Source organism: Kitasatospora sp. NPDC088346 (assembly GCF_044740765.1).
Classification (GTDB): Bacteria; Actinomycetota; Actinomycetes; order Streptomycetales; family Streptomycetaceae; genus Kitasatospora.
Window position 1 is genome coordinate 1 of record NZ_JBIURH010000046.1, and the last position, 20679, is coordinate 20679.

Annotated in this window: 14 protein-coding genes and 1 pseudogene; 10 read left to right on the forward strand and 5 right to left on the reverse strand. The window is 73.7% G+C overall.

Translation table 11 applies throughout. The features are described from left to right. Positions 1–180 precede the first annotated feature (180 nt). Positions 181–777 carry a TetR/AcrR family transcriptional regulator gene (locus ACIOFR_RS34265; RefSeq protein WP_401003412.1) on the reverse strand — a complete coding sequence of 199 codons (597 nt, stop codon included), beginning with the start codon at positions 775–777 and terminating at the stop codon, positions 181–183. A gap of 156 nt (positions 778–933) precedes the next feature. Between ACIOFR_RS34265 and ACIOFR_RS34270 the strand changes: the two genes are divergently transcribed. Continuing rightward, positions 934–1338, forward strand: coding sequence for a nuclear transport factor 2 family protein (locus tag ACIOFR_RS34270; RefSeq protein WP_401003414.1), 405 nt, complete (start codon positions 934–936; stop codon positions 1336–1338). Positions 1339–1407: 69 nt separating this feature from the next. On the opposite strand, the gene ACIOFR_RS34275 is transcribed toward ACIOFR_RS34270, so the two are convergent. Further along, positions 1408–1905, reverse strand: a complete 498-nt coding sequence (locus ACIOFR_RS34275; RefSeq protein ID WP_401003416.1) for a cupin domain-containing protein — start codon at positions 1903–1905, stop codon at positions 1408–1410. Between the two features lie 146 nt (positions 1906–2051). On the opposite strand from ACIOFR_RS34275, the gene ACIOFR_RS34280 reads away from it, so the two are divergent. The 3 genes from ACIOFR_RS34280 (at position 2052) to ACIOFR_RS34290 (ending at position 7845) form a co-directional block, all read left to right on the forward strand. Beyond that, complete coding sequence (locus ACIOFR_RS34280; RefSeq protein WP_401003418.1) at positions 2052–3728, forward strand: hypothetical protein; 1677 nt, start codon at positions 2052–2054, stop codon at positions 3726–3728. 582 nt (positions 3729–4310) lie between these two features. Next, a complete protein-coding gene (locus ACIOFR_RS34285; protein WP_401003496.1) occupies positions 4311–4736 on the forward strand; it encodes an Lrp/AsnC family transcriptional regulator in 426 nt (141 codons plus the stop codon). A gap of 754 nt (positions 4737–5490) precedes the next feature. Further along, a complete protein-coding gene (locus ACIOFR_RS34290; protein WP_401003420.1) occupies positions 5491–7845 on the forward strand; it encodes a WD40 repeat domain-containing protein in 2355 nt (784 codons plus the stop codon). Positions 7846–7932: 87 nt separating this feature from the next. Here the strand turns inward: ACIOFR_RS34290 and ACIOFR_RS34295 are convergent, their stop codons facing one another. Next, entirely contained in the window at positions 7933–8529 is a 597-nt protein-coding gene (locus ACIOFR_RS34295) for an HDIG domain-containing metalloprotein (protein ID WP_401003422.1), read from the reverse strand. 222 nt (positions 8530–8751) lie between these two features. On the opposite strand from ACIOFR_RS34295, the gene ACIOFR_RS34300 reads away from it, so the two are divergent. After that, entirely contained in the window at positions 8752–9351 is a 600-nt protein-coding gene (locus ACIOFR_RS34300; RefSeq protein WP_401003424.1) for a TetR/AcrR family transcriptional regulator, read from the forward strand. A 69-nt stretch (positions 9352–9420) separates the two neighbouring features. On the opposite strand, the gene ACIOFR_RS34305 is transcribed toward ACIOFR_RS34300, so the two are convergent. Then, a complete protein-coding gene (locus ACIOFR_RS34305; protein WP_401003426.1) occupies positions 9421–11871 on the reverse strand; it encodes a discoidin domain-containing protein in 2451 nt (816 codons plus the stop codon). Positions 11872–12434: 563 nt separating this feature from the next. Between ACIOFR_RS34305 and ACIOFR_RS34310 the strand changes: the two genes are divergently transcribed. The 5 genes from ACIOFR_RS34310 (at position 12435) to ACIOFR_RS34330 (ending at position 20094) form a co-directional block, all read left to right on the forward strand. Next, positions 12435–13718: an ABC transporter substrate-binding protein gene (locus tag ACIOFR_RS34310; protein WP_401003428.1), complete on the forward strand. Its 1284-nt coding sequence runs from the start codon at positions 12435–12437 to the stop codon at positions 13716–13718. 96 nt (positions 13719–13814) lie between these two features. Further along, the gene (locus tag ACIOFR_RS34315) at positions 13815–14687 is read left to right on the forward strand and encodes a carbohydrate ABC transporter permease (RefSeq protein WP_401003430.1); all 873 of its coding nucleotides are present in this window, start codon (positions 13815–13817) and stop codon (positions 14685–14687) included. Between the two features lie 4 nt (positions 14688–14691). After that, complete coding sequence (locus ACIOFR_RS34320) at positions 14692–15549, forward strand: carbohydrate ABC transporter permease (protein ID WP_401003432.1); 858 nt, start codon at positions 14692–14694, stop codon at positions 15547–15549. Between the two features lie 66 nt (positions 15550–15615). Beyond that, entirely contained in the window at positions 15616–16980 is a 1365-nt protein-coding gene (locus ACIOFR_RS34325) for a glycosyl hydrolase (protein ID WP_401003434.1), read from the forward strand. Between the two features lie 63 nt (positions 16981–17043). Then, on the forward strand, positions 17044–20094 hold the full coding sequence (locus tag ACIOFR_RS34330) for an alpha-mannosidase (RefSeq protein WP_401003436.1): 3051 nt from the start codon (positions 17044–17046) through the stop codon (positions 20092–20094). A gap of 39 nt (positions 20095–20133) precedes the next feature. On the opposite strand, the pseudogene ACIOFR_RS34335 reads toward ACIOFR_RS34330, so the two are convergent. Further along, positions 20134–20555, reverse strand: a pseudogene (locus ACIOFR_RS34335) (DUF6058 family natural product biosynthesis protein). Positions 20556–20679 lie beyond the last annotated feature (124 nt).

A 20679-nucleotide genomic window follows, 5' to 3' on the forward strand; every position in this document is an offset into this window, starting at 1 on the left:
CAGGCACGGATCCCCCGGTGATCATGAAGCGTAGAGACCTCCATGATCGGGCGAACCGTGCCTGCACTGCTACCACCTACTGGCGGACGCCCTTAGTCGATGGGAGTGCGTCGGTGGAGTGGGCCGCGCCCGACTACCGCAGTGGCGGTGCCGGTACGACGTCCGGTGGGCGCTCCGCAGTCAGCGCGGCGGGCGAAGGCCGTCCAGCAGGATGCCGAGGTAGAGCTCCCGGCGTTCGGCGTCGGCGTCCGGGTCCGAGCCCGCGTCACCGGAGCGCACGGCGTGCTCGATGCCGCAGAGCAGCCGGCGCACGTCGTCCGCCGCGATGCCGGCGCGGATGACACCGTCGAGGCGGGCGCGGTCCAGGAGGTCGGCGACCGCACCGTCCAGTTCCGCCTTCATCGCCGCGGTCTGCGCCTCGGCCGCGGTGGCGGACTCCAGCACGGCCGCGAACCCGGCGTCGTCCAGCGCCCGGTCCAGCGCGAAGCGCAGCAGGTGGTGCAGGCCGCTGAGGGCGTCCTCGGCGGCGGCCGCCGCCTGCGCCTCGCCGACCAGCTCCCGGAACCGTTCCGCGGACAGCGCCTCCACCAGCGCGTGCCGGTTGGGGAAGTGCCGGTACACGGTGCCGACACCCACACCGGCGAGCCGGGCGATGGCGTTCAGCTGGAGCGAGTCGTCACCGGCGGCCAGTTGCTCGCGGGCGACCTGGAGCACCTTGGCGCGGTTCCGCGCGGCATCCGCCCGAAGCACCGGTCCCTGCCCGGCTGTCGCTGTCACCGCCCCAGCATAGGCCGCGCCCCCGGCCCCGGAGCAGCGGACCGGGAGCCGCGGACCGGAGCCGCGCGGGCAGCCGGGAAGGCGGGGCGCGCGGGCCGTGCCTAGCATGGAGATGCCGACATGGAGGTGCCGACATCGACCGGAGAGGGGTGTCCGGTGAACGAGCAGAACATGATCGAGACGATCAGATCGGTCTACACGGCGTTCGGCAGTGGTGACGTGCCCGGGATCCTCGCCAGGCTGGCCGACGACGTCGACTGGGCCTCGGAGGCGGCGTCCACCGCGGCGCCGTGGTACGGCGTCCGCCACGGGAAGGCCGAAGTCGCCGATTTCTTCGCGCAGTTCGGCTCCACCATGGCGGTCGAGGAGTTCACCCCGCTGTCCTTCGCCGCCAACGACCACGACGTCCTGACCGTCGTACGGATGCGGGCCACCCACCGAGCCAGCGGGAAGCTGCTGGCGATGGACCTGCACCACCGGTTCACCTTCCGCGACGGGAAGATCGTCCACTACCGCGGCACCGAGGACACCGCCCAGACCGAGGCGGTGTTCGGCTCCTGACGGCGACGACGGGCCCCGCCGCGGACGGCGGGCCCGCCGCCGTCCAGGCCCGCCGGTCCCCGCACCGGGTCAGGCGCGCTCGGCGAGGGCCTTCTGCCAGACGGGGCTGTCCACGTAGTGGTTGTCGTACTGCTCGGAGGAGTCCTTGATCTCCTGCGGGCTCGCCTCCCCGCGCATCACCCGGCCCAGCAGCCGCAGGTAGTCGAAGCGGGCCATGCCGGGGGTGAAGACGAACAGGACGTCCGCCTCGGCCCCCGGGGCGGCGGCGAAGGCGTGCGGGGTGTGCGGCGGGACGAGCAGGAAGTCGCCCTTGTTCAGCACCGTCAGCTCCTCACCGAGGAGCACCTGGAGCGAGCCGTCGATCACGAAGAACATCTCCGAGGCCCTGGTGTGGAAGTGGGCCGGCGCGCCGATCGCCCCCTTGGCGAAGGAGGAGCGGTAGCTGGTGAGTTGACCGCCGGTGGTGTCCGAGTCGGCCAGCAGGGTCATGACGCTGCTCGGGTCGCTGGCGGTCTCGGCCTCGGCGGCGCGGGTGAGGATGGGGGCGAAGGAGGTCTGCTTGTTCATAATGATCATCCTAGGAGCTGAAGTGACCCGCTGTCAGGTGCAATTCGACTCCGGCTCCACAGGTCAATCCAGCGAGCGGGTCGGCACGACAACACCCCGGGTGACACGGGATACGCTCGGCACGGAAGCCGAACGGGGGGCGCAAGATGGCGGTGTGGTCACCGGGCACACCCGAGAAGCAGGTGGTGTACGGCGCGATGCTGGCCGAGTGGGTCGCGTCGCTGCTGCCGCCGGACGTGCGCTACCGCGCCTTCGCCGAACTCGGCGACCTGCTCGCGGCCGCGGCCGACGCACACCCGAGGACGCACCGTCCCCGCAGAACCGACCCGGCCGCCGGCGCCGAGGACCGGATCGCCGCGCTGCGGGCGGCCGGTACCGTCCTGAGCTGCGACGCGATCCTGGCGGCCGTCCCGCCGGACTGGCCCGCCCTGGCCGCCGCGCACGGCGGCGAGCCGTTCGGCCGGGCCCAGCGGCGAGCCCTGATCGCGCGGGACGACTGCCCCGAGGACATCACGGACGCGCTCCTCACGCCCTGGGACCCGCGGGTGGCCGGCCGCCTGGTGGTCCGCCGGGGCGAGCCGCCCGCCCGGGCGTGGTGGCCGGGGCTGTCCCGGATCGGTGAGCTGCGGCCCGCCCTGCTCCGCGAGGTGCTGACCGAGCGCAACGCGGCCGGGATCGTGTCCGCCGCCACCCGGCTGGACCTGCTGATCCGGGCCTACGACGGCTACGACCACAACCACCAACGGCAGTTGCTGTGGTTCTGGGAGGCCGTCGGCACGGCGCTGCGGGCGTCACTGGGCGACGACCGGGAGGCCTGGCTCACCGTCGCCCGCCGGCTGAGCGGCCATCGCGGATCCCTGCGCGGGCTGCTGCGCGGGCTCGGCCGTCCCGCCGCCGGATCCGCCTCCGACACCTTCGACCTGCGGGTCCTCGCGCTGGCGCCGCCCGAGGTGCTGGCCGACCTGGTCGCACGGTTCGACGACAGCGCGCTGGCGGCCGCGGCCGAGCCCGTCCTGCGGCAGCGGGCCCGGAGTCACCTGCTCCACCTGGTCCTCGACCGCCTCCAGCAGGCGGGCGTCCCACCACGGGAGCCGTTCGCACGCTGGGCGTACTCGACGCACGCCCGCACCCCCACGGTCTGCGCCTGGCTTTACGGGCTGCACGGGGGCCTAGACGACGCCACCGACGACTCCGCCCACCACCACGAGGGGCTGCGCCGCCTACTCGCCCGCCGCACGCCGGCCCGGCCCCTCGCGACGGATCCGATCACGGCCCTGCGCCGGTGCGGCGGACCGGTCGAGGCCCAGGCCGTCCTGGACGCCGCGTACGGCGAGCGCGCCGCGCCGCCCTGGCCCGAACTGGTCGACGCCCACGACGCCGAGCCGCTGCCCGGGCCCGTCCTGTGCGTGCTGGCCGCCCGCCCGGGGTTCCCCGACGCACTGGCCGCTGCGCTGCCGCCCACCCACCTGTTCCGGCTCTCCGCCGGCAGCCCGGCCGCCGCCCGCACGGCGCTGGCGAACCTCGGCTCCCCGGCTGTGCCCGGCATCGTGATCGGCCAGGTCCGCAGCGCGGGGGTCCTCGACGACCGGGCGGTGCTCGCCGCCATCCGACCGGCGCGCGAGGCCCTCTCCCACGGCCGGGCCCTGGCCTCCGGCACCGCGAGCCGCGACCGCTGGGCCGGCCTCTGCGCCGACCTGGCCCACGACGCGGCGGCGGGCGCGGCCCCGGGCTTCTGGCGCCGGCTGGCCGAGCTGCTCCCCACCTTCGACGGTTCACTGCCCGAGGTGCTGGCCGCCGCCCGCCCGGCCCCGCAGACGCGGTAGGACCCCGCCCCCGGATCCCCACCGGCGACGACCTGCGGGCTGTCGGGCCGTCAGAACGGACGCGAGCCGGAGACGTCCGGCCCGGATCTGGACAATCTGCACAAGGCGCTGCCCGTGGTCTGTGTGCTCCGGCCAATGCCTATGCGGTGATTCGCTCCTACTGTGACCGGACGGGCCTCGTGGGGCCGCACTGGTGGGACCGCATTCGGCCGGGCAACCCCCGGGCGCATCCCGCCTCCGCACGAGCCGTGCGCCGGGCCCCGCTGCCGACACCATCAGTGCGCAGCCCTCTCACCCCCGCACAGACCCCTGCTCGCCGCCGGCCGGCGCGGGCCGTGCGCCGACGTCCGCCCCTCCGCCGAACGGCCAAGGCGCCGGCCCCTGTTGACGGCCCTGCCAGGAGGCCGCCCGCCGGGGAGGCAGAAGCCGCGCGTCCACGATCCGGCGGCCACCCACGAAGGAGTCGACCACGTGCTGAGAGACCAGCAAGGGCACGACGTGCCCCCGCTCGGCGAAGTGACCGGTTGCGGGCGCCTCGCGGCGGTAAGCGGCCCGGCGCCGGCACCGTCGGCGGCTGCCGGGCTGGACGCCACCGACCTCCTGTTGCTGCGGCACCTCGGCCAGGACGCCCGGGCATCGTTCGCGCAGATGGGTGTGCGGGTCAATCTGTCCGCTAGCGCGGTGAAGCGACGCATCGACCGGTTGCGGGCGCAGGGGGTGGTGCGCGGTTTCACGGTGGTGCTCGATCCGGCGCTGCTGGGGTGGGGCACCGAGGCCTTCGTCGAGGTCTACTGCCGGGAACGCACCCCGCCCGAGGAGATCCTGTCGTCGCTGCGGCAGTTCCCCGAGGTGCTCTCGGCCTGGACGGTCACCGGCGACTCGGACGCCCTGGTGCACCTGCTGGTCACGGACATGCGCCACCTGGAGACGGTCATCGAGCGCATCCGCAAGGAACCCGGGGTACAGCGGAGCCGCAGCCTGGTGGCGCTCTCCCGACTCATCGGCTGAGCCGGGACCGCGACGGGCCGGAACAACGGCCGGGCAACGATTGCGCGCGCAGGCCCGGATCGCGCAACGAATGCCACCCGCCGCGCAACGGACGCACGTTATGGGCGGCGGCGGACGTCCGTAGGGTCTTCTCCGACAGCCGCAGGTCACGCCCCGATCGCGAGGACGACCGGCGCGCCGGCCGGCTGTCTGCCGAGGAGGATCCATGGCGCATGACGAGCGTCGGAACGGTCGTCACCGTCCGGGCGCAATCACCACCGACGGGATTCCGGTCCGTCGTTCCACCGACCGATTCCGGCGGCACGGGCACGACCGGCACGACCGGCACGACCGCAATGGTAGGGACGACCTGGATGACCCGACCGACAGGAATCACCGGGGTGGACAGGCACTCCGGTACGACCGCTGCTCGTGGGACCTGGCGCACGGCCCGTGGTCCGTCCGCGCTGCCCGGCGGGTGTCGGCCGAACTCCTGGACGACTGGGAAGGTCACCGACGGCGGGCCTGCCCCGGGCGGGAGCGGCAGCCCGGATCGGCGTGCGGCCGGGGAGGAGCACGGGCTCGGACTGGCGATCGTCCTGTCCTTCGCCTCGGCGCACGGCGCCCGGTTCCGTTCGAACGGCAACGCCTGGTGGGCCACCTGCCGGGCTGCCGAGCGCCGCCTGAGGGCCGCAACTCCCCCGCACCTCGAGCAGGTTGCCGGACCGTTCGGACACAGCAGTCCGTGTCGAACCAATGATCAGGAGGGGCCGACGTGCATCCGATACCCGATTCCCACCGGGCGGAGGACGAACCGGTACGACCGACCGCAGGGGCCGAGCCGGCCGTCCTGCCCGGTCAGGCCGGTCAGGCCGGTCAGGCCGGTCAGGCCGGTCAGGCCGGTCAGGCCGGTCAGGCCGACGACCTGTTGGCGGACGCCGAGTTCCTGATCCGGGCCGATCCGGACGAGGTGATCCCGCTGCTGGGCGCGGCCTCCGGCTGGCACGCCCGGCTGTCCGCGTGGGTGTACTGGCGGTCGCTGGGCGCGCACCGCACGATGGGCGCGGACCGCCGCCGGTGGCGGCTGCGCCTGGAGGCCGCCCGGTGGGGGCACCGCACGCTGGTCGACCGGCTCGACGCGATCGACGCCGTCGCCGCGCACGACGCCGATCAGGACGGGGACACGGCCGGGTGGGAGGTCCGCTGGACGGTCGGCGCGCGGCTCGACGGGCACCGACTGCGCCCGCTCGGCGGCCGGCCGCGCGGGCCCGTGGCGACGGCGGTGGTGGAGGGCGTCCCGGTCGTGGTCACCGGGAGCACCGACGGCGCGGTGGGCGTCCGGGACCTGGCCACCGGCCGCCGGTTCGGCCCGGCACCGCCCTGGCGCACCTCGGGACTGCGTACCGTCGCGACCGCCACGGCCGAGGGGCGGGCGGTCGCGGTGTGCAGCGCCTGGGACGGGACCGTACGGGCGTGGGACCTCGCCACCGGACGGGCGCTCGGCGCGCCTCCCGGCGGGCCGGTACGGGCGGTCGCGACGGCTCGACTGGACGGCCGCACCGTCGTGGTGGACGCCGGCGACGAGACCGGGATGCGGGTCTGGGACCTGCTCACCGGCCGGGTTCTGCCGATCTCCTTCACCGGGCGGACCACGGCGGTGACGGCGCTGACGACCGCCGTGGTGCGCGGCCGTACGGCCGTGCTCACCGGCAGTTGCCGCGGAACGGTGCGGCTCTGGGACCTTGCCACCGGGAGGCGGACCGGCCGGCCGTTGCCCGGCCACACCGGCGCCGTCCTCGCGCTCGCCTCGACCACGGTGTCCGGCCGGTTGGTTGCCGTCTCCGGCGGTTGGGACGGCACCGTCCGGCTGTGGGATCCGGCCGGCCGACGGCCGATCGGCCGGCCGATCGGCGCCCACTCCGGGCCGGTGTGGGCGCTGGCGACGACCGTGGTGCAGGGCCGGGCGGTCGCGGTGACCGGTGGGGAGGACGGCACGCTCCGCAGGTGGGACCTGGCCGGCCGGACCGCCCTCGGAGCGCCGCTGACCGGCCACCCCGACGGCGTCCGGGCGGTCGCGGCGGCCGTCGTGGACGGCCTTCCGGTCGCCGTCACCGGCGGCTCGGACGACGCGGCCTGGGTCTGGGACCTCGCCTGCGAACTCGGTGCGCCGCCCGGGGGCCACACCGGGCAGGTCCGCGCCGTGGCGGTGACCCGGGTCCAGGGCCGCGCGACCGTGGTCACCGGGAGTGAGGACGGCACGCTCCGGCGGTGGGACCTCGGCACCGGCGCGCCGCTCGGTCCGGCCCTGACCGGGCCGACCGCGCCGGTGGAGGCCCTGGCGACCGCGACCGTCGACCACCGCAAGGTGGCCGTCACGGCCGGCGGTGACGGACTACGTCTGCACGACCTGACGACCGGCTACTGCGAGCGCGTCACCTCCCGCCCCGCCCGCGCCGTCACCGTGACGCGGGTCCACGGGCGCCCGGTCGCGGTCACCGGCGGCGCCGACGGCACGGTGCTGGTCTGGGACCTGACGACCCGTCGCCGGATCGGTGGACCGCTCACCGACCACGCCGGCTGGGTGATGGCCCTGGCGGCGGCGGAAGTGGACGGCCGGCCGGTCGTCGCCACCGCGGGCGACGGCGGGACGGTCTGGGAACCGGCCACCGGCGAGCAGGTCGGGGGGCCGCTCACCGACCACGCCGGCTGGGTGACGGCCCTGGCCGTGACCGAGCTGAACGGCCGCACCGTCGCGGTCACCGTCGGCGACGACGGCACCGTCCGGGTGTGGGACCTGGCGACCGGTGAGCAGATCGGGGAGCCGCTCACCGACCAGCGCCGGGGAGCCCGGGTCGCGGCGACGGGGAGGCTGCACGGCCGCCCGGTCCTGGCCACCGGCGGATGGGCGGACCACAGCGTCCGCGTCCGCGACCTGGCCACCGGCCGCCGGGTGGGCCCGGACCTGCCCTTCCCCGAACCGGTCGGAGCGATCACCTTCGCCCCGACCGGGGAACTGGTGGTCGGCTTCGGCTCCGAGATCGCGGTCCTCACCGCCCCACCGCGCCGCGGTGCCGTCGCTCCCCGCCCCACCGGGTCGCCGGACGGCGCCAGGGTCCACCCGGAGTCGTGACCGGTGCGGCCGGCGGCCCCGGGCCGGTGGGCCGCAGCGGCCGGTGGGTCGGCCGTGACCGAGACCCCCGGCTCGGATCGTCGGCGCTCAGCCGCGGAGCGCCGCGCCCTGCTGCCAGGCGTGGCCGTACTCCGCGACGAGCGGCGCGAGGTCGGGCTCGCCGAACTCCGTGACCATGGCGTCGAAGACGGCCACCTTGTCGGGGCCGAAGACCGTCAGCCGCTGCGCGTAGGCGGCCGCGTCGAGGAACCTCGGCGGGGTGCTCTTGGAGTGGAACTTGTCCGCGTACATCACCAGCCGCTCCTCGGCGGTTCCGGCGAGGTAGTCGCAGGCGGGGATGGGCAGGGCCTGGTCCTCGATGTCCTGCCGGGTCAGTCCGACCCCGGTGTGGCAGGAGGCGAACCGGCAGTACGACTCGGGCAGGCCCTCGGCGCGCAGGATCTCGTGGCCGAGCACGCCGTGCCGGATGTAGGCGCCGCCGTCGAGCCGGTAGACGCCGATGTCGTGGAGCAGCGCTCCGATCTCGACCAGTTCCGTGTCGACGGGCTGCGCGGTGCGGGCCGCGAGGGCCAGCGCGATCCGGGACACGATCTCGCAGTGGGTCAGGACCAGGTCGAGCGCCTCGGTGCTGGGGGCGTACTTCTCGTGCAGGGCACGGACGCTCCGGACGGTGGGTGCGGTCACCGGCGCAGCCTAGCAATCTCCGCGGGTGGCCCCAGGCCCGGCCGGGGCGTGCGCGGACCTTCGCGCGGACGCCCCGGCCGATCGCGTACGGGCCGCGGTCGGCACCCCCGTGTCCGACCCCGGCCGGCGGCGCGAAACGGATCGTTTCGCGCGACCACCGTCCCAGCGGCACGGATCCCTGTCAACACGATACGTAGCGTTTCGCTGGGATAGGATCGGGCCATGCCCACCCCGGATCCGGCCCGCCGCAGCGAGCACGCGCGCCAGGCGATCATCGCGGCCGCCTTCGAGCTCTGCGCCGAGCGGGGATTCGCCGCGACCACCATCGAGGCGATCGCCGCCCGGGCGGGCGTCGGCAAGACGACGATCTACCGCTGGTGGCCCTCCAAGGCGGCGATCCTGGCCGAAGGGGTGGAGATCCAGCGCGACGCGTCCGCCACCTTCCCCGACACCGGGGACATCTGGACCGACCTCGCCACCCAGACCGGCAACGTCACGCGGCTCTTCGACACCGAGTTCGGTGCCATCTGGCGGGGCCTGATCGCCGCCGCACAGACCGAGGAGTACGCCGCCGACTCCGTGCGGAGGATCCTGCGGGGCTCCATCGACGCGGCCCTCGCCCGCCTGGCCGGGGCCCGGGACGCCGGGCAGCTCCGCCCCGACCTCGACCTGGAGCTGACGGTGGAGCTCATCTACGGTCCGCTGTACCACGCCTGGCTGCTGCGCACCCGCCCGTTCCCGCCGTCCTACATGCAGAGCGTGCTGACCGCGCTGAAGCCCGCCCTCGCCCCAGCCCCGGAGCCGGCACCGGCCCACGACTGACCCCGGCCGGCCGGCGGCGGCGGTCGCCGGCACGGGCCGGCCGGGGTGCAGGCGACCGGCCGGACGGCGCTACGCGCCCCAGGCCTCGAACTCGTAGATCCGGGCCGCCGGATCGGTGGTCTGGGTCGGCCTGGTGACCACCAGGCGGACGTAGCGGGCCGTGGTGGTGACGGGGTGGGTCGTGGTGCCGGCGGTGTTGCCGGTGACGGTGGCGACGGTGGTCCACGGGTCGGTGGCCGAGGAGCGGACCTGCACGGTGAAGTCCCGGGTGTTGTACGAGGCGCTCTCCCCGCCGGCCGAGGCGTGCTTGACCACGAACCTGGAGAGCGCACGCGCCGAACCGAGGTCGACCTCCAGCCACTTGTCCGCGGTCGTGGTGCACCACTTGTCGCCGTTCCCGCCGTTGACACTGCCGTTGACGGCCTTGGCCGGGCTCTCGTCGGCGTTGCACCGGCCCGAGGCGGTGGCCGGGCGGTTCAGGGCCAGGTTGCCGTCGACCGGCGGGGTGCCGGTCCAGGAGACGGAGGTACTGGCGGCAGCCGAGCGGCCGTACTCGGCCGAGACGGCCTCCACCTCGACGGTGGTGCTGCTCTCGGTGCCGGCACGGTCGAGCCGGCTGACGAAGTACGCGTCGGACGGGGTGGCGCCGAGGTAGCTGCGGGTGCCGTCCGCGTTGCGCCGGTACAGCTCGTAGTGGTGGACGGAGCCGCTCGGCGCAGCCGTCCAGGAGAGCCGCAGCGACCGGCTCGATCCGGGCACCACGTCGGTGGCGCCGAGCACGGTGAGGCCGCTCGGGGCGGCCGTCACGTCCACCGATCCGTCGTAGAAGGCGAGTTGACCCACCCGTACGTCGTAGGCGGGGTTGTTGCCGTCGACCCGGAGGCCGATCTGTGCGATGGTGCGGCCCGCGTACGCGGAGAGGTCGACGGTCCGGCGCTCCCAGCCGGTGCCCGTCGTGGCGCCGAGGTCGAGGGTGGTGAAGCTGCCCGGCGCGTCGGTGAAGGAGACCGCGGCCTTGAGGTCGGACGCCCCGGCCGCCGGCGTCTTCAGGACCACGGAGAGCTTGCTGTCCGCCGCGACGGGGAGTCTGGTCTGGTAGAGGCGGACGGTGTTGGCGGCGTCCAGCCTGCCGGTGAGGCGCAGCGAGGAGCCGCCCTCGTAGGCGTCGCCGAAGTCGACGGACGGGGTGAGCCTGCTCCCGGTGGAGGTGACCAGCCAGCGGTAGGTGGGCGGGACGTCCTGCAGCGAGAGGTTGTTCCAGCCTCCGGTGGCGACCCGGGTGCCGCCCGCGTTGTAGAAGTCGCCCTGGCCGGTGTCGAAGTTGGTGACGAAGGGTTTGGCGGTGATCGGGGAGGACTCGGCGACGTAGGCGGCGAGCCCCTTCCAGCTGGAGGACGTCGTGGTGTCGGAGGGGTCGTTGTTGGCGCCGACCCAGTAGCGGGCGTCCTTGGCGTAGAAGTCGGCGCGGTCGGTCGCGCTCTTCCAGGTCCACTCGGGCCGGTAGAGGCCGAGTGAGGTGGTGTGCCGGCCGCCGGCCGGGAAGAGGGTGTTCCAGTCGACGCCGGTGTTGTAGCCGTTGGCCTCGGTGTCGATGCCGGAGTAGAGCTCGTACGGGCTGCGGCCGAGGGCCGTGGCGCGGCTGCGCGAGGAGGCGAGGCCGTCGGCACTCCAGCCGAAGTTGAGGAACATCGAGTCCGCGGTGCGGCGGGTGCCGTCCTGGAGGAACGCGTCGTTGGCGGTGGTGAGCGCGTTCTGCCAGGAGACCGAGCCCGACTCGGTCATGGCGTCGTACCACATGAACTCGGTGCCGCTCTGCGCCTTGGTGTACTGCATCAGGTTGCGGACCTCGGTGGCCAGGGCGGTGGTGCCGCCGCCGGTCTCCTGGTTGATGAACCAGCCGTCGAAGCCGTAGTACCGGGCGGCCTGGGTGAGCTTGTCGGCGACCGGGTAGCGACTGCCGGACTTCAGCACGAAGTCGCGCACCCACTGGAGTTGGCCGCCGTAGGCGACCGGCGGGAAGAAGACCGTGCCGTAGACCTTGACGCCGTTGCGGTGGGCGGCGTCGATCACCGTCGGGTTGGGGGCGAGGATGAGCCCCTCGCCGGCGGAGCCGCCCCAGAAGACCAGCTTGTCGACGTACTGCCAGTAGCCGAAGGCGTAGTAGCTCGGGTCGGCGGAGCCCTGGGAGGGGTTGTTGGAGGTCGGCCCGAACGCGGCCAGGGAAGCGATCTTGCCTTCGCCGGCGCGGGCGTTGGGGTTGGCCCGGAGCGCGGGGTCGCTGGTACGCGGCCGGAGGGGGACGCTGGAGCGGTTGAAGCGGGCGTCCGGGTCGGTGGCCGGATCCCAGTTCAGGATCGTGTTGGGGTACCAGTACGAGGCGTACGGCTGGGTGCCGGCGGCCGCTGTCGCGGGTGCGGCGGCCGGGGCGGTCCCGGCCGGCCGGGCCTGGGCGGCCGGGCCGGCGCCCAGGACGGCGGCTGCGAGGACGGCGCTCAGCAGGAGGGGGAGTCGTCGTGGCATGGCGTGTGCTCCGATCGGGCGGAGGCGGGTGGGGGTGGGCCCGGGGCCCGGCCGTCCGGTAGGCCTGCGAGCGCGGCACCGGGCAGCACCGGGCGGCACCGGGCAGCGCGATGCGGCGGGCACCGCAGGACCCCGGGCGGCGGGCGGCCCGGTCCGGCCCGCGGGGCGGTCGGTGAACGGAGGCTAAACCGGTTCAGGACTGTCGTCAACGGGCCGCGCACCCCCGACTGAGCATGTGCAGGTCAGAGAGCCGACACGCCCCGCACCGATCGCAAGGCGCGCTCGCCCCGCGGGCCAACGGCTCATCCACCGAGCCGAGTTCGAGCCAGCAGACGATCCGTCCCCCGCACTCCGGCCGGACCCGACTGCCGGCCACCCCGGAGGAAGCCGACCGGCCGGCCGGAGGGCCACGGAAGCAGTCGGCGCACCCGTCGAATCCGATTGCTCCCTTGACATCAAAGTTTGCGCGGGACCATAGTCCCTGCAACGGCTATACCGGTTTAGTACGGCAGGTTCGGCACGTCAGCACGATCCCCACCCACCCCCAGGACCGGGAGACCCTCATGCGAAGAATCTGGGCGGCACTGACGACGGCCGCGGTCACCGCCGCCGCGCTCACCGGCTGCGGACTCGACTCCGGCACCAAGAGCGGCGACACCGCGGCCAGCGCCGCGTCCGGCGAGGTCAAGGGCAAGGTCTCGCTCCAGACCTGGGCGCTCAAACCGAAGTTCACCGACTACGTGCAGGGCGTGATCGACGGCTTCAAGAAGAAGTACCCGGGTGTCGAGGTCGAGTGGCTGGACCAGCCGGGCGACGGCTACTCGGCCAAGGTCCTCAGCCAGGCCGCCGCCGGGAGCCTGCCGGACGTGGTGAACCTCCCGCCCGACTTCGCCCTCCCGCTGGCCAAGCAGGACCTGCTGCTGGACGTCGCCAAGGCGGATCCGAAGCTCGCCGACGAGTACGTCGCGGGCGGCGTCGACGCCTACCGGTTCGCCGGCCGCGACGGCACCTTCGGCTACCCGTGGTACCTCAACACCGACGTCAACTACTGGAGTTCGGAGCTGCTGGCGAAGTACGGCCTGGACCCGAAGGCCCTTCCCACCACGCTGGACGAGCTGATCGCCCAGGCCCGGGTGATGAAGCAGAAGTCCGGCGGCTCCACCTACCTGATGAGCCGCAAGCCCGGCCTCGGCGACCTGGTCAACGCCGGCGTCAAGGTGATGTCCGACGACGGCAGGAGCTTCACCTTCAACACCCCCGAGGCCGCCGCCCTGCTCGACCGCTACCGCGACGCCTTCAAGGAGGGCCTGCTGCCGAAGGACGTCCTGACCGACACCTACGCCGGCAACACCAAACTCTTCAACTCCGGTACGGCGGCGTGGACCACCGGCGGGGGCAACTTCATCACCAGCCTCGCCACCGACAACCCGACGCTCGCACCGAAGGTCGTCCCCTCCCCCGCGATGGGCACGCCACCGCTGTACGTCCAGGGCCTGTCGATCCCCCGGAGCACCAGGAACCCGGCCGCCGCGGTGGCCCTGGCCCGCTGGATCACCAGCCCCGAGAACCAGTCCGCCTTCGCCCACCTGACCAGCATCTTCCCGTCCACCAAGGCCTCCGCCGACGACCCGTTCTTCAGCCGGAGCGACGGCACCAACGCCGGGGACGCCAAGGTGATCGCGTTCGGCTCGCTGGCCAAGGCGAAGATCCTCCAACCCGTCCCGGTGGACGACGCGATGAGCACGGTCATCAACCAGCAGATCGCCCTGGCCATCAGCGGCGAGGCGGGCTCCAAGCAGGCCCTGGACACCGCCGTCGAACGCTGCAACCAGCTCCTCAAGGGCTGATCCGGCGCCGGAACGCCCCGTACCGGTGGCGTGGCGGCCGCGCCCAGGCCGCCCGCCCCGGGAACGACCCCGCACCGCCCCCAGGAAGGCATCCGCATGACCCACCGGCGCTGGTTCACCCCCTGGCTGCTCGCCGGGCCCGCGATGGTCTGGCTGGCCGTCTTCAACCTCTGGCCGACGGTCAACACGGTGATCCTCTCGTTCACCAACGCCAAACCCCTGGGCGGTGGACGCTTCACCGGCCTCGACAACTTCGAACGCGTCCTCGGCGACGACCAGCTGGCGGACGCCCTCCTCAACAGCATCGTCTACCTGCTGGCCTGCCTCCCGCTGCTCACCTTCCTGCCGCTGCTGCTCGCCCTGCTGGTCCAGCGCAAGGTGCCCGGCATCACGTTCTTCCGCACCGCGTTCTACACCCCGGTCATCGCCTCCGCCGTCGTGGTGGCGCTGATCTGGGGCTGGGTGCTGGACGACCGCGGACTGGTCAACGGGGTGCTCCAGCAGAGCGGGCTGGCGGACGCACCGGTCTCCTTCCTCACCGACCGCTGGCTGCTGCTGTTCAGCGCGATCGCCCTGACCACCTGGAAGGGGCTCGGCTACTACATGGTCATCTACCTGTCCGCGCTCGCCAACGTGGGCCGGGAACTGCACGAGGCCGCCGCGGTCGACGGCGCCGGCGCCGCCCGCCGGTTCTGGCACGTCACCCTGCCCGGGGTGCGGCCCACCATGCTGCTGGTCTCCGTCCTGATCTCGGTCTCCGCGCTGCGCGTCTTCTCCGAGCTGTACGTGCTCTCCAACGGCACCGGCGGCCCCGGCGGCCGGGACATGTCGGTGGTGATGCTGATCCAGATGTACAGCCGCGGCTTCACCGGCCACCTCGGCTACGCCTCCGCGCTCAGCCTCCTGCTGTTCGTGATCACCCTCGGCCCGATGCTGCTGCTGATGCGCCTGAACCGGAAGGCGGACTGACGCCGTGACCACCCGACGCGCCGCCCCGGGCCCGTACGGCTCCACCGCCGGCCGCACGGCCCTGCGCTACCTGCTCCTGCTCGCCGTCCTGATGCTGGTGATCGGCCCCTTCCTCTGGCAGCTCTCCACCTCGCTCAAGGGCCCCGGCGAGGACGTCTACACCCGCACCCCCGCCTTCCTGCCCGAGGACCTCACCTTCGCCAACTACGCGAAGGTCGCCGACACCATCCCGGTCTGGACGTACGCCGCCAACTCGCTCCTGGTCGCGGCCATCGCGGTGCTCGGGAACGTGGTCGGCTGCACCCTGGCCGGCTACGCCCTCGCCAAGCTGCGTTTCCGCGGCGCCCGACTCGTCCTCGGACTCTTCCTGGCCACCCTCGTCCTGCCCGGCGAGGTCACCGTCGTCTCCCAGTACGTGACGGTCCGCAGCCTGGGCCTGGCCGACTCGCTGGTGGGCGTCGCGCTGCCCGGTGCGGTCGCCATGCTGAACGTGCTCCTGATGCGGACCGCCTTCGCCGCCGTGCCACCGGAGTTGGACCAGGCCGCGCTGGTGGACGGCGCGAGCGTCTGGCAGCGGCTGTGGCACATCGGCCTGCCGAACGTGCGCGGCATGCTCAGCGTGATCGTCATCTTCACCTTCATCGGGGCCTGGGACGACTTCCTGTGGCCGCTGATCGTGCTCAACGACCCGCAGAAGTACACCCTCACCGTCGGACTCCAGTACCTCAACGGCACGTTCAGCGCCAACCCCCGACTGATCGCGGCCGGCACCATGATCGCCTTCCTGCCGATCGTCGTGGTGTTCGCCCTCTGCCAGCGCTTCTTCTTCAAGGGCGTGGAGGAGGGAGCCGTCAAGGGATAGCCCGCCGCCCAGGACCCCGTACCGGCCCGCACCCCGGCCCGCACCCACCGAGGAAGCCCACCGCGCATGACCGCCGCCCAGGACCCCGTACCGGCCCGCACCCCGGCCCCCCGTCCGGACCGCACCCCGGCCCCCCGTCCGGACCGCACCCCGCCCGGCGCACCGCCCGGCCCCCCGAGCGCACCCGGCGCACCGCGCTTCGGCGTCAACTACACCCCGGCCGACGGCTGGTTCCACCACTGGCTCGACTTCGACCTCGACGCCGTCCGTGCCGACCTGGACTCGATCGCCGCCCTCGGCCTCGACCACGTCCGGGTCTTCCCGCTCTGGCCCGTCTTCCAGCCCAACCGCACCCTGATCCGCCCGCGCGCCGTCGAGCAGCTGACCCAGCTGGTCGACGCGGCCGGCGAACGCGGCCTGGACGTCTGCGTGGACGGCCTGCAGGGCCACCTGTCGAGCTTCGACTTCCTGCCCTCCTGGACGCAGACCTGGCACCGGCGCAACATCTTCACCGACCCCGAGGTGCTCGACGGCCAGGCCGCCTACCTGCGCACCCTCGCGACGGCCCTGGCCGGCCGGCCGAACTTCCTCGGCATGACGGTCGGCAACGAGATCGACCAGTTCTCCGGCGAGCCGCACCCCGACCCCGACCGCGTCACCCCCGCCCAGGCCGACGCCTGGCTGCACCGGATGCTCGCCGCCTGCGAGCAGGGCGCGCCGGGCCGGTTCCACCTGCACGCCTCCTACGACGCCGCCTGGTACCAGGACGACCACCCCTTCACCCCGTGGCACTCGGCCCGGATCGGCGCCGCCACCGCCGTGCACTCCTGGGTGTTCAACGGCACCGCGCAGCGGTACGGGGCGCACTCCGTCCCGACCGCGCAGCACGCCGCGTACCTGGTCGAGCTCTCCAAGGCCTGGGCCGGGGACCCGCACCGTCCGGTCTGGCTGCAGGAGGTCGGCGCGCCGGCCCCGCACATCACCGCCCAGGACGCCGCCCGGTTCACCGGCGACACCCTCACGGCCGTGCTGGACTGCCCGGACCTCTGGGGCGTCACGTGGTGGTGCTCGCACGACGTGGACCGCTCGCTGGCGGACTTCCCCGAGCTGGAGTACGGCCTCGGGCTGCTCACCACCGACCGCCGGGTCAAACCGGCCGGCGCCCGGATCGCCGCGGCCGTCGAGGAGGTGCGGGCCGGCTGGCGTCCGCCCCGGCCGCGCACCACCGCCGTGGTGGTCGCCACCGGCGACGAGGTCACCGCTCCCCGGCGCTCGGTCTGCGCCCCCGGCGGGCCGGTGTTCGAGGCGTTCATGCGCCTCGCCGAGGCCGGCGCCCGCCCGACCACCGTCCTCGCCGAACACGCCGGGAACCGGGAGTTGCTGGCCGCCCGCGGGATCACCGACGTGGTCCAGCCGGGCGACGTACGCTGACAGCGGCCCCTCGCGCACACCCCTCTCGCCCGTCCCCCGAGTCACGCAACGGAGCCCGCTGCCATGCATGATGACCGCACCCTGGTCGAGTCCCGCCTCAAGCGCGTCCTGGACGAACGCATCCGCCCGGCGGTGTACGCCGAGTCCGTCCCGCTGGAGGTCGGCATCTGGACCGCCCCCGGCGAGCCCGTCCCGGTCGCCGAGGGACTCGCCGCTCCGCGCACCCCGATCGCCGTCGGCGACGCGTGGGGCGCGCCGTGGGGCACCAGCTGGCTCACCGTCTCGGGCACGGTGCCCGAGGCGTGGGCCGGGAGGACCGTCGAGGCGCTGATCGACCTGGGCTTCGACGCCAACATGCCCGGCTTCCAGTGCGAGGGCCTGGTCTACCGTCCGGACGGCACCCCGGTGAAGGGGCTCAACCCGCAGAACCAGTGGGTGCGGATCGCCGCCCCGGCGGCCGGCGGGGAGCGGGTGCTGCTGCACGTCGAGGCCGCGTCCAACCCGGTCATCCTCGACTACCACCCCTTCCTGCCGACCGAGCTCGGCGACCGGGAGACCGCCGGGGACGAGCCTCAGTACCGACTGGCCCGGACGGACCTCGCGGTGTTCGACGAGACGGTCTGGCAGCTCGTCATGGACCTGGAGGTGCTCGGCGAGCTGATGGCGGAGCTGCCCGTCGAGTCGGCCCGCCGCTGGGACGTGCTGCGGGCGGTCGAGCGTGCCCTGGACACCGTCGACCTCCAGGACGTCGGCGGCACCGCCGCCGCGGCCCGGGAGCAGCTGGCCGGGGTGCTGGCCTCGCCCGCGGCGCCCTCGGCGCACCGGATCAGCGCGGTCGGCCACGCGCACATCGACTCGGCGTGGCTGTGGCCGCTGCGCGAGACGGTCCGCAAGGTCGCCCGGACGACCGCCAACATGACGGCGCTGCTGGAGGACGAGCCGGACTTCGTCTACGCCATGTCCCAGGCGCAGCAGTACGCCTGGATCAAGGAGCACCGGCCCGAGGTGTACGCCCGGGTGAAGAAGGCGGTGGCCGAGGGCCGGTTCGTGCCGGCCGGCGGGATGTGGGTGGAGTCCGACACCAACATGCCGGGGTCCGAGGCGATGGCCCGGCAGTTCGTCCACGGCAAGCGGTTCTTCCTGGAGGAGTTCGGGGTCGAGAACCGGGAGGCGTGGCTGCCGGACACGTTCGGCTTCACCGGCGGGCTGCCGCAGATCATCCGCAACGCGGGCTCCACGTGGCTGCTGACGCAGAAGATCTCGTGGAGCCAGGTCAACAAGTTCCCGCACCACACGTTCCTGTGGGAGGGCATCGACGGGACGCGGATCTTCACGCACTTCCCGCCGGTGGACACCTACAACTGCGCCATGAAGGGCAGCGAGATCGCGCACGCGGCGAGGAACTTCAAGGACAAGGGCGTCGCGCGGCACTCGATCGCGCCGACCGGCTGGGGTGACGGCGGTGGCGGCACCACCCGCGAGATGGTCGCGAAGGCGTCCCGGCTGCGGGACCTGGAGGGCTCGGCCACGGTCCGCTGGGAGCGGCCCGCCGAGTTCTTCGAGAAGGCGCAGGCCGAGTACCCGAACCCGCCGGTCTGGGTCGGCGAGCTCTACCTGGAGCTGCACCGGGCGACGCTGACCAGCCAGGCCAGGACCAAGCAGGGCAACCGCCGCAGCGAGAACCTGCTCCGCGAGGCCGAGTTGTGGTGCGCGACCGCCGCACTGCGGTGCGGCGCGGCGTACCCGTACGAGGAGCTGGACCGGATCTGGAAGACGGTGCTGCTGCACCAGTTCCACGACATCCTGCCGGGCTCCTCGATCGCCTGGGTGCACCGCGAGGCCGAGAGGACGTACGGGGCCGTCGCCGAGGAGCTGGAGCGGCTGATCGGCCGGGCCCAGCGGGCGCTGGCCGGGGATCCGGCGGGCGGCCGCGAGCTGGTGTTCAACGCGGCGCCGCACGCCCGGTCCGCGGTGCCGGCCGGTGGGGCGGCGGCCGTGGCGGCCGCGGGCGGCTGTTCGGTGACGGAGCGGCCCGGCGGCGGGTTCCTGCTCGGCAACGGGCTGCTGGACGTGGCGGTGGACGGCGACGGCCTGGTGGTGTCGGTGGTCGACCGGGCGAGCGGGCGCGAGACGGTGGCCCCCGGCACCCGCGCCAACCTGCTCCAGCTGCACCCCGACTTCCCCAACATGTGGGACGCCTGGGACGTCGACCGGTTCTACCGCAACACGGTCACCGACCTGACCGCGGCGGACGAGGTGACGGTCGCCGCCGCCTCGGAGGAGGCCGTCACGGTGCGGGTGGCCCGGTCGTTCGGCTCCTCCACGGTGCTCCAGCTGCTCACCCTGCGGGCGGGTGCCGGGCGGCTGGACATCGACACCGAGGTGGACTGGCACGAGACGGAGAAGTTCCTCAAGGCCGCCTTCCCGCTGGACGTGCACACCGAGCGGTACGCCGCGGAGACGCAGTTCGGCCACCTGTACCGACCGACCCACACCAACACCAGTTGGGAGGCCGCCAAGTTCGAGGCGTGCAACCACCGCTTCGTTCACCTGGACGAACCCGGCTGGGGGGTCGCGCTGGTGACGGCGTCGACCTACGGCCACGACGTCACCCGCGCGGTGCGGGACGGGGACGGCGGCACCACCACGACGGTCCGGTTCTCGCTGCTGCGCGCGCCGCGCTTCCCCGACCCGCGGACCGACCAGGGGGTGCACCGGTTCCGGCACGCGCTGGTGCCGGGCGCCTCGATCGCCGACGCCGTCCGGGAGGGCTACCTGATCAGCCTGCCCGAGCGTCGGGTGGCCGGTACCGCCGAGGCCGTCCGGCCGCTGGTCGCCGTCGGCCACGACGCGCTGGTTGTCAGCGCCGTCAAGCTCGCCGACGACCGCAGCGGCGACCTGGTCGTCCGCGTCTACGAGGCGAACGGCGGCCGTGCCCGGGGCCGGCTCTCCACGTCGTTCCCGTTGGCCGGGGCGGTGCCCTGCGACCTGCTGGAGCGGCCGTGGGACGGCACGCGCGGCGAGGTCGCCGTGGCCGGTGACGGTGTCGAGCTGTCCCTGCGGCCGTTCGAGCTGGTCACGCTGCGGATCACCCCCGGCGGCGAGGCGGGCTGACACCGTGCCGCCGCGCGGCGCCTCGCCCGGTCGACCGGCCTACGGCTGCCGGGCGGGCCGCGGGTGGCGGGCGCGCACCGCGTCGATGCACAGGTCGCGCGAGGTCGGGCCTCCGAAGCGCAGGCGGTCGTAGTCGGCGAACCGCGGCTCCAGTGCGTCGAGTTCGTCGACCATGGTGTGCAGGCGGGACGACCAGGCGGCGGTGCCGGCGTCTGGCTCCCCGGGTGCGGCGGCGATCGCCGCCGTCAGGCCGCCCTTGCGCTGGATGGTGGCCGGCGTGACGGAGTGCAGGCAGACGTACTGCCCGCTCAGGTAGGCGTCCCACTCGTCCCCGCCCGCGGCCCGGCCAGGACGACGAACTGCCGGCTGACGTAGGCGTCGTCGGCGGGGGTCATCGGGTGGACGCCGTTGATCTCGCGGAAGCGCTCGGCAAGCTGCTGCTTCAGGTCTCCAGCGGGCATGGGTGGTCCTTTGCCGTCACGCGCGCGGGAGTCTCCCGCAGCCTCGAACCCACTTTATCGGACGCCTGTTCGAACCCCTTCCGGGTCGTCGGCCTGCGGCTCGGCGCGGGCGGCCGTAGCCTGA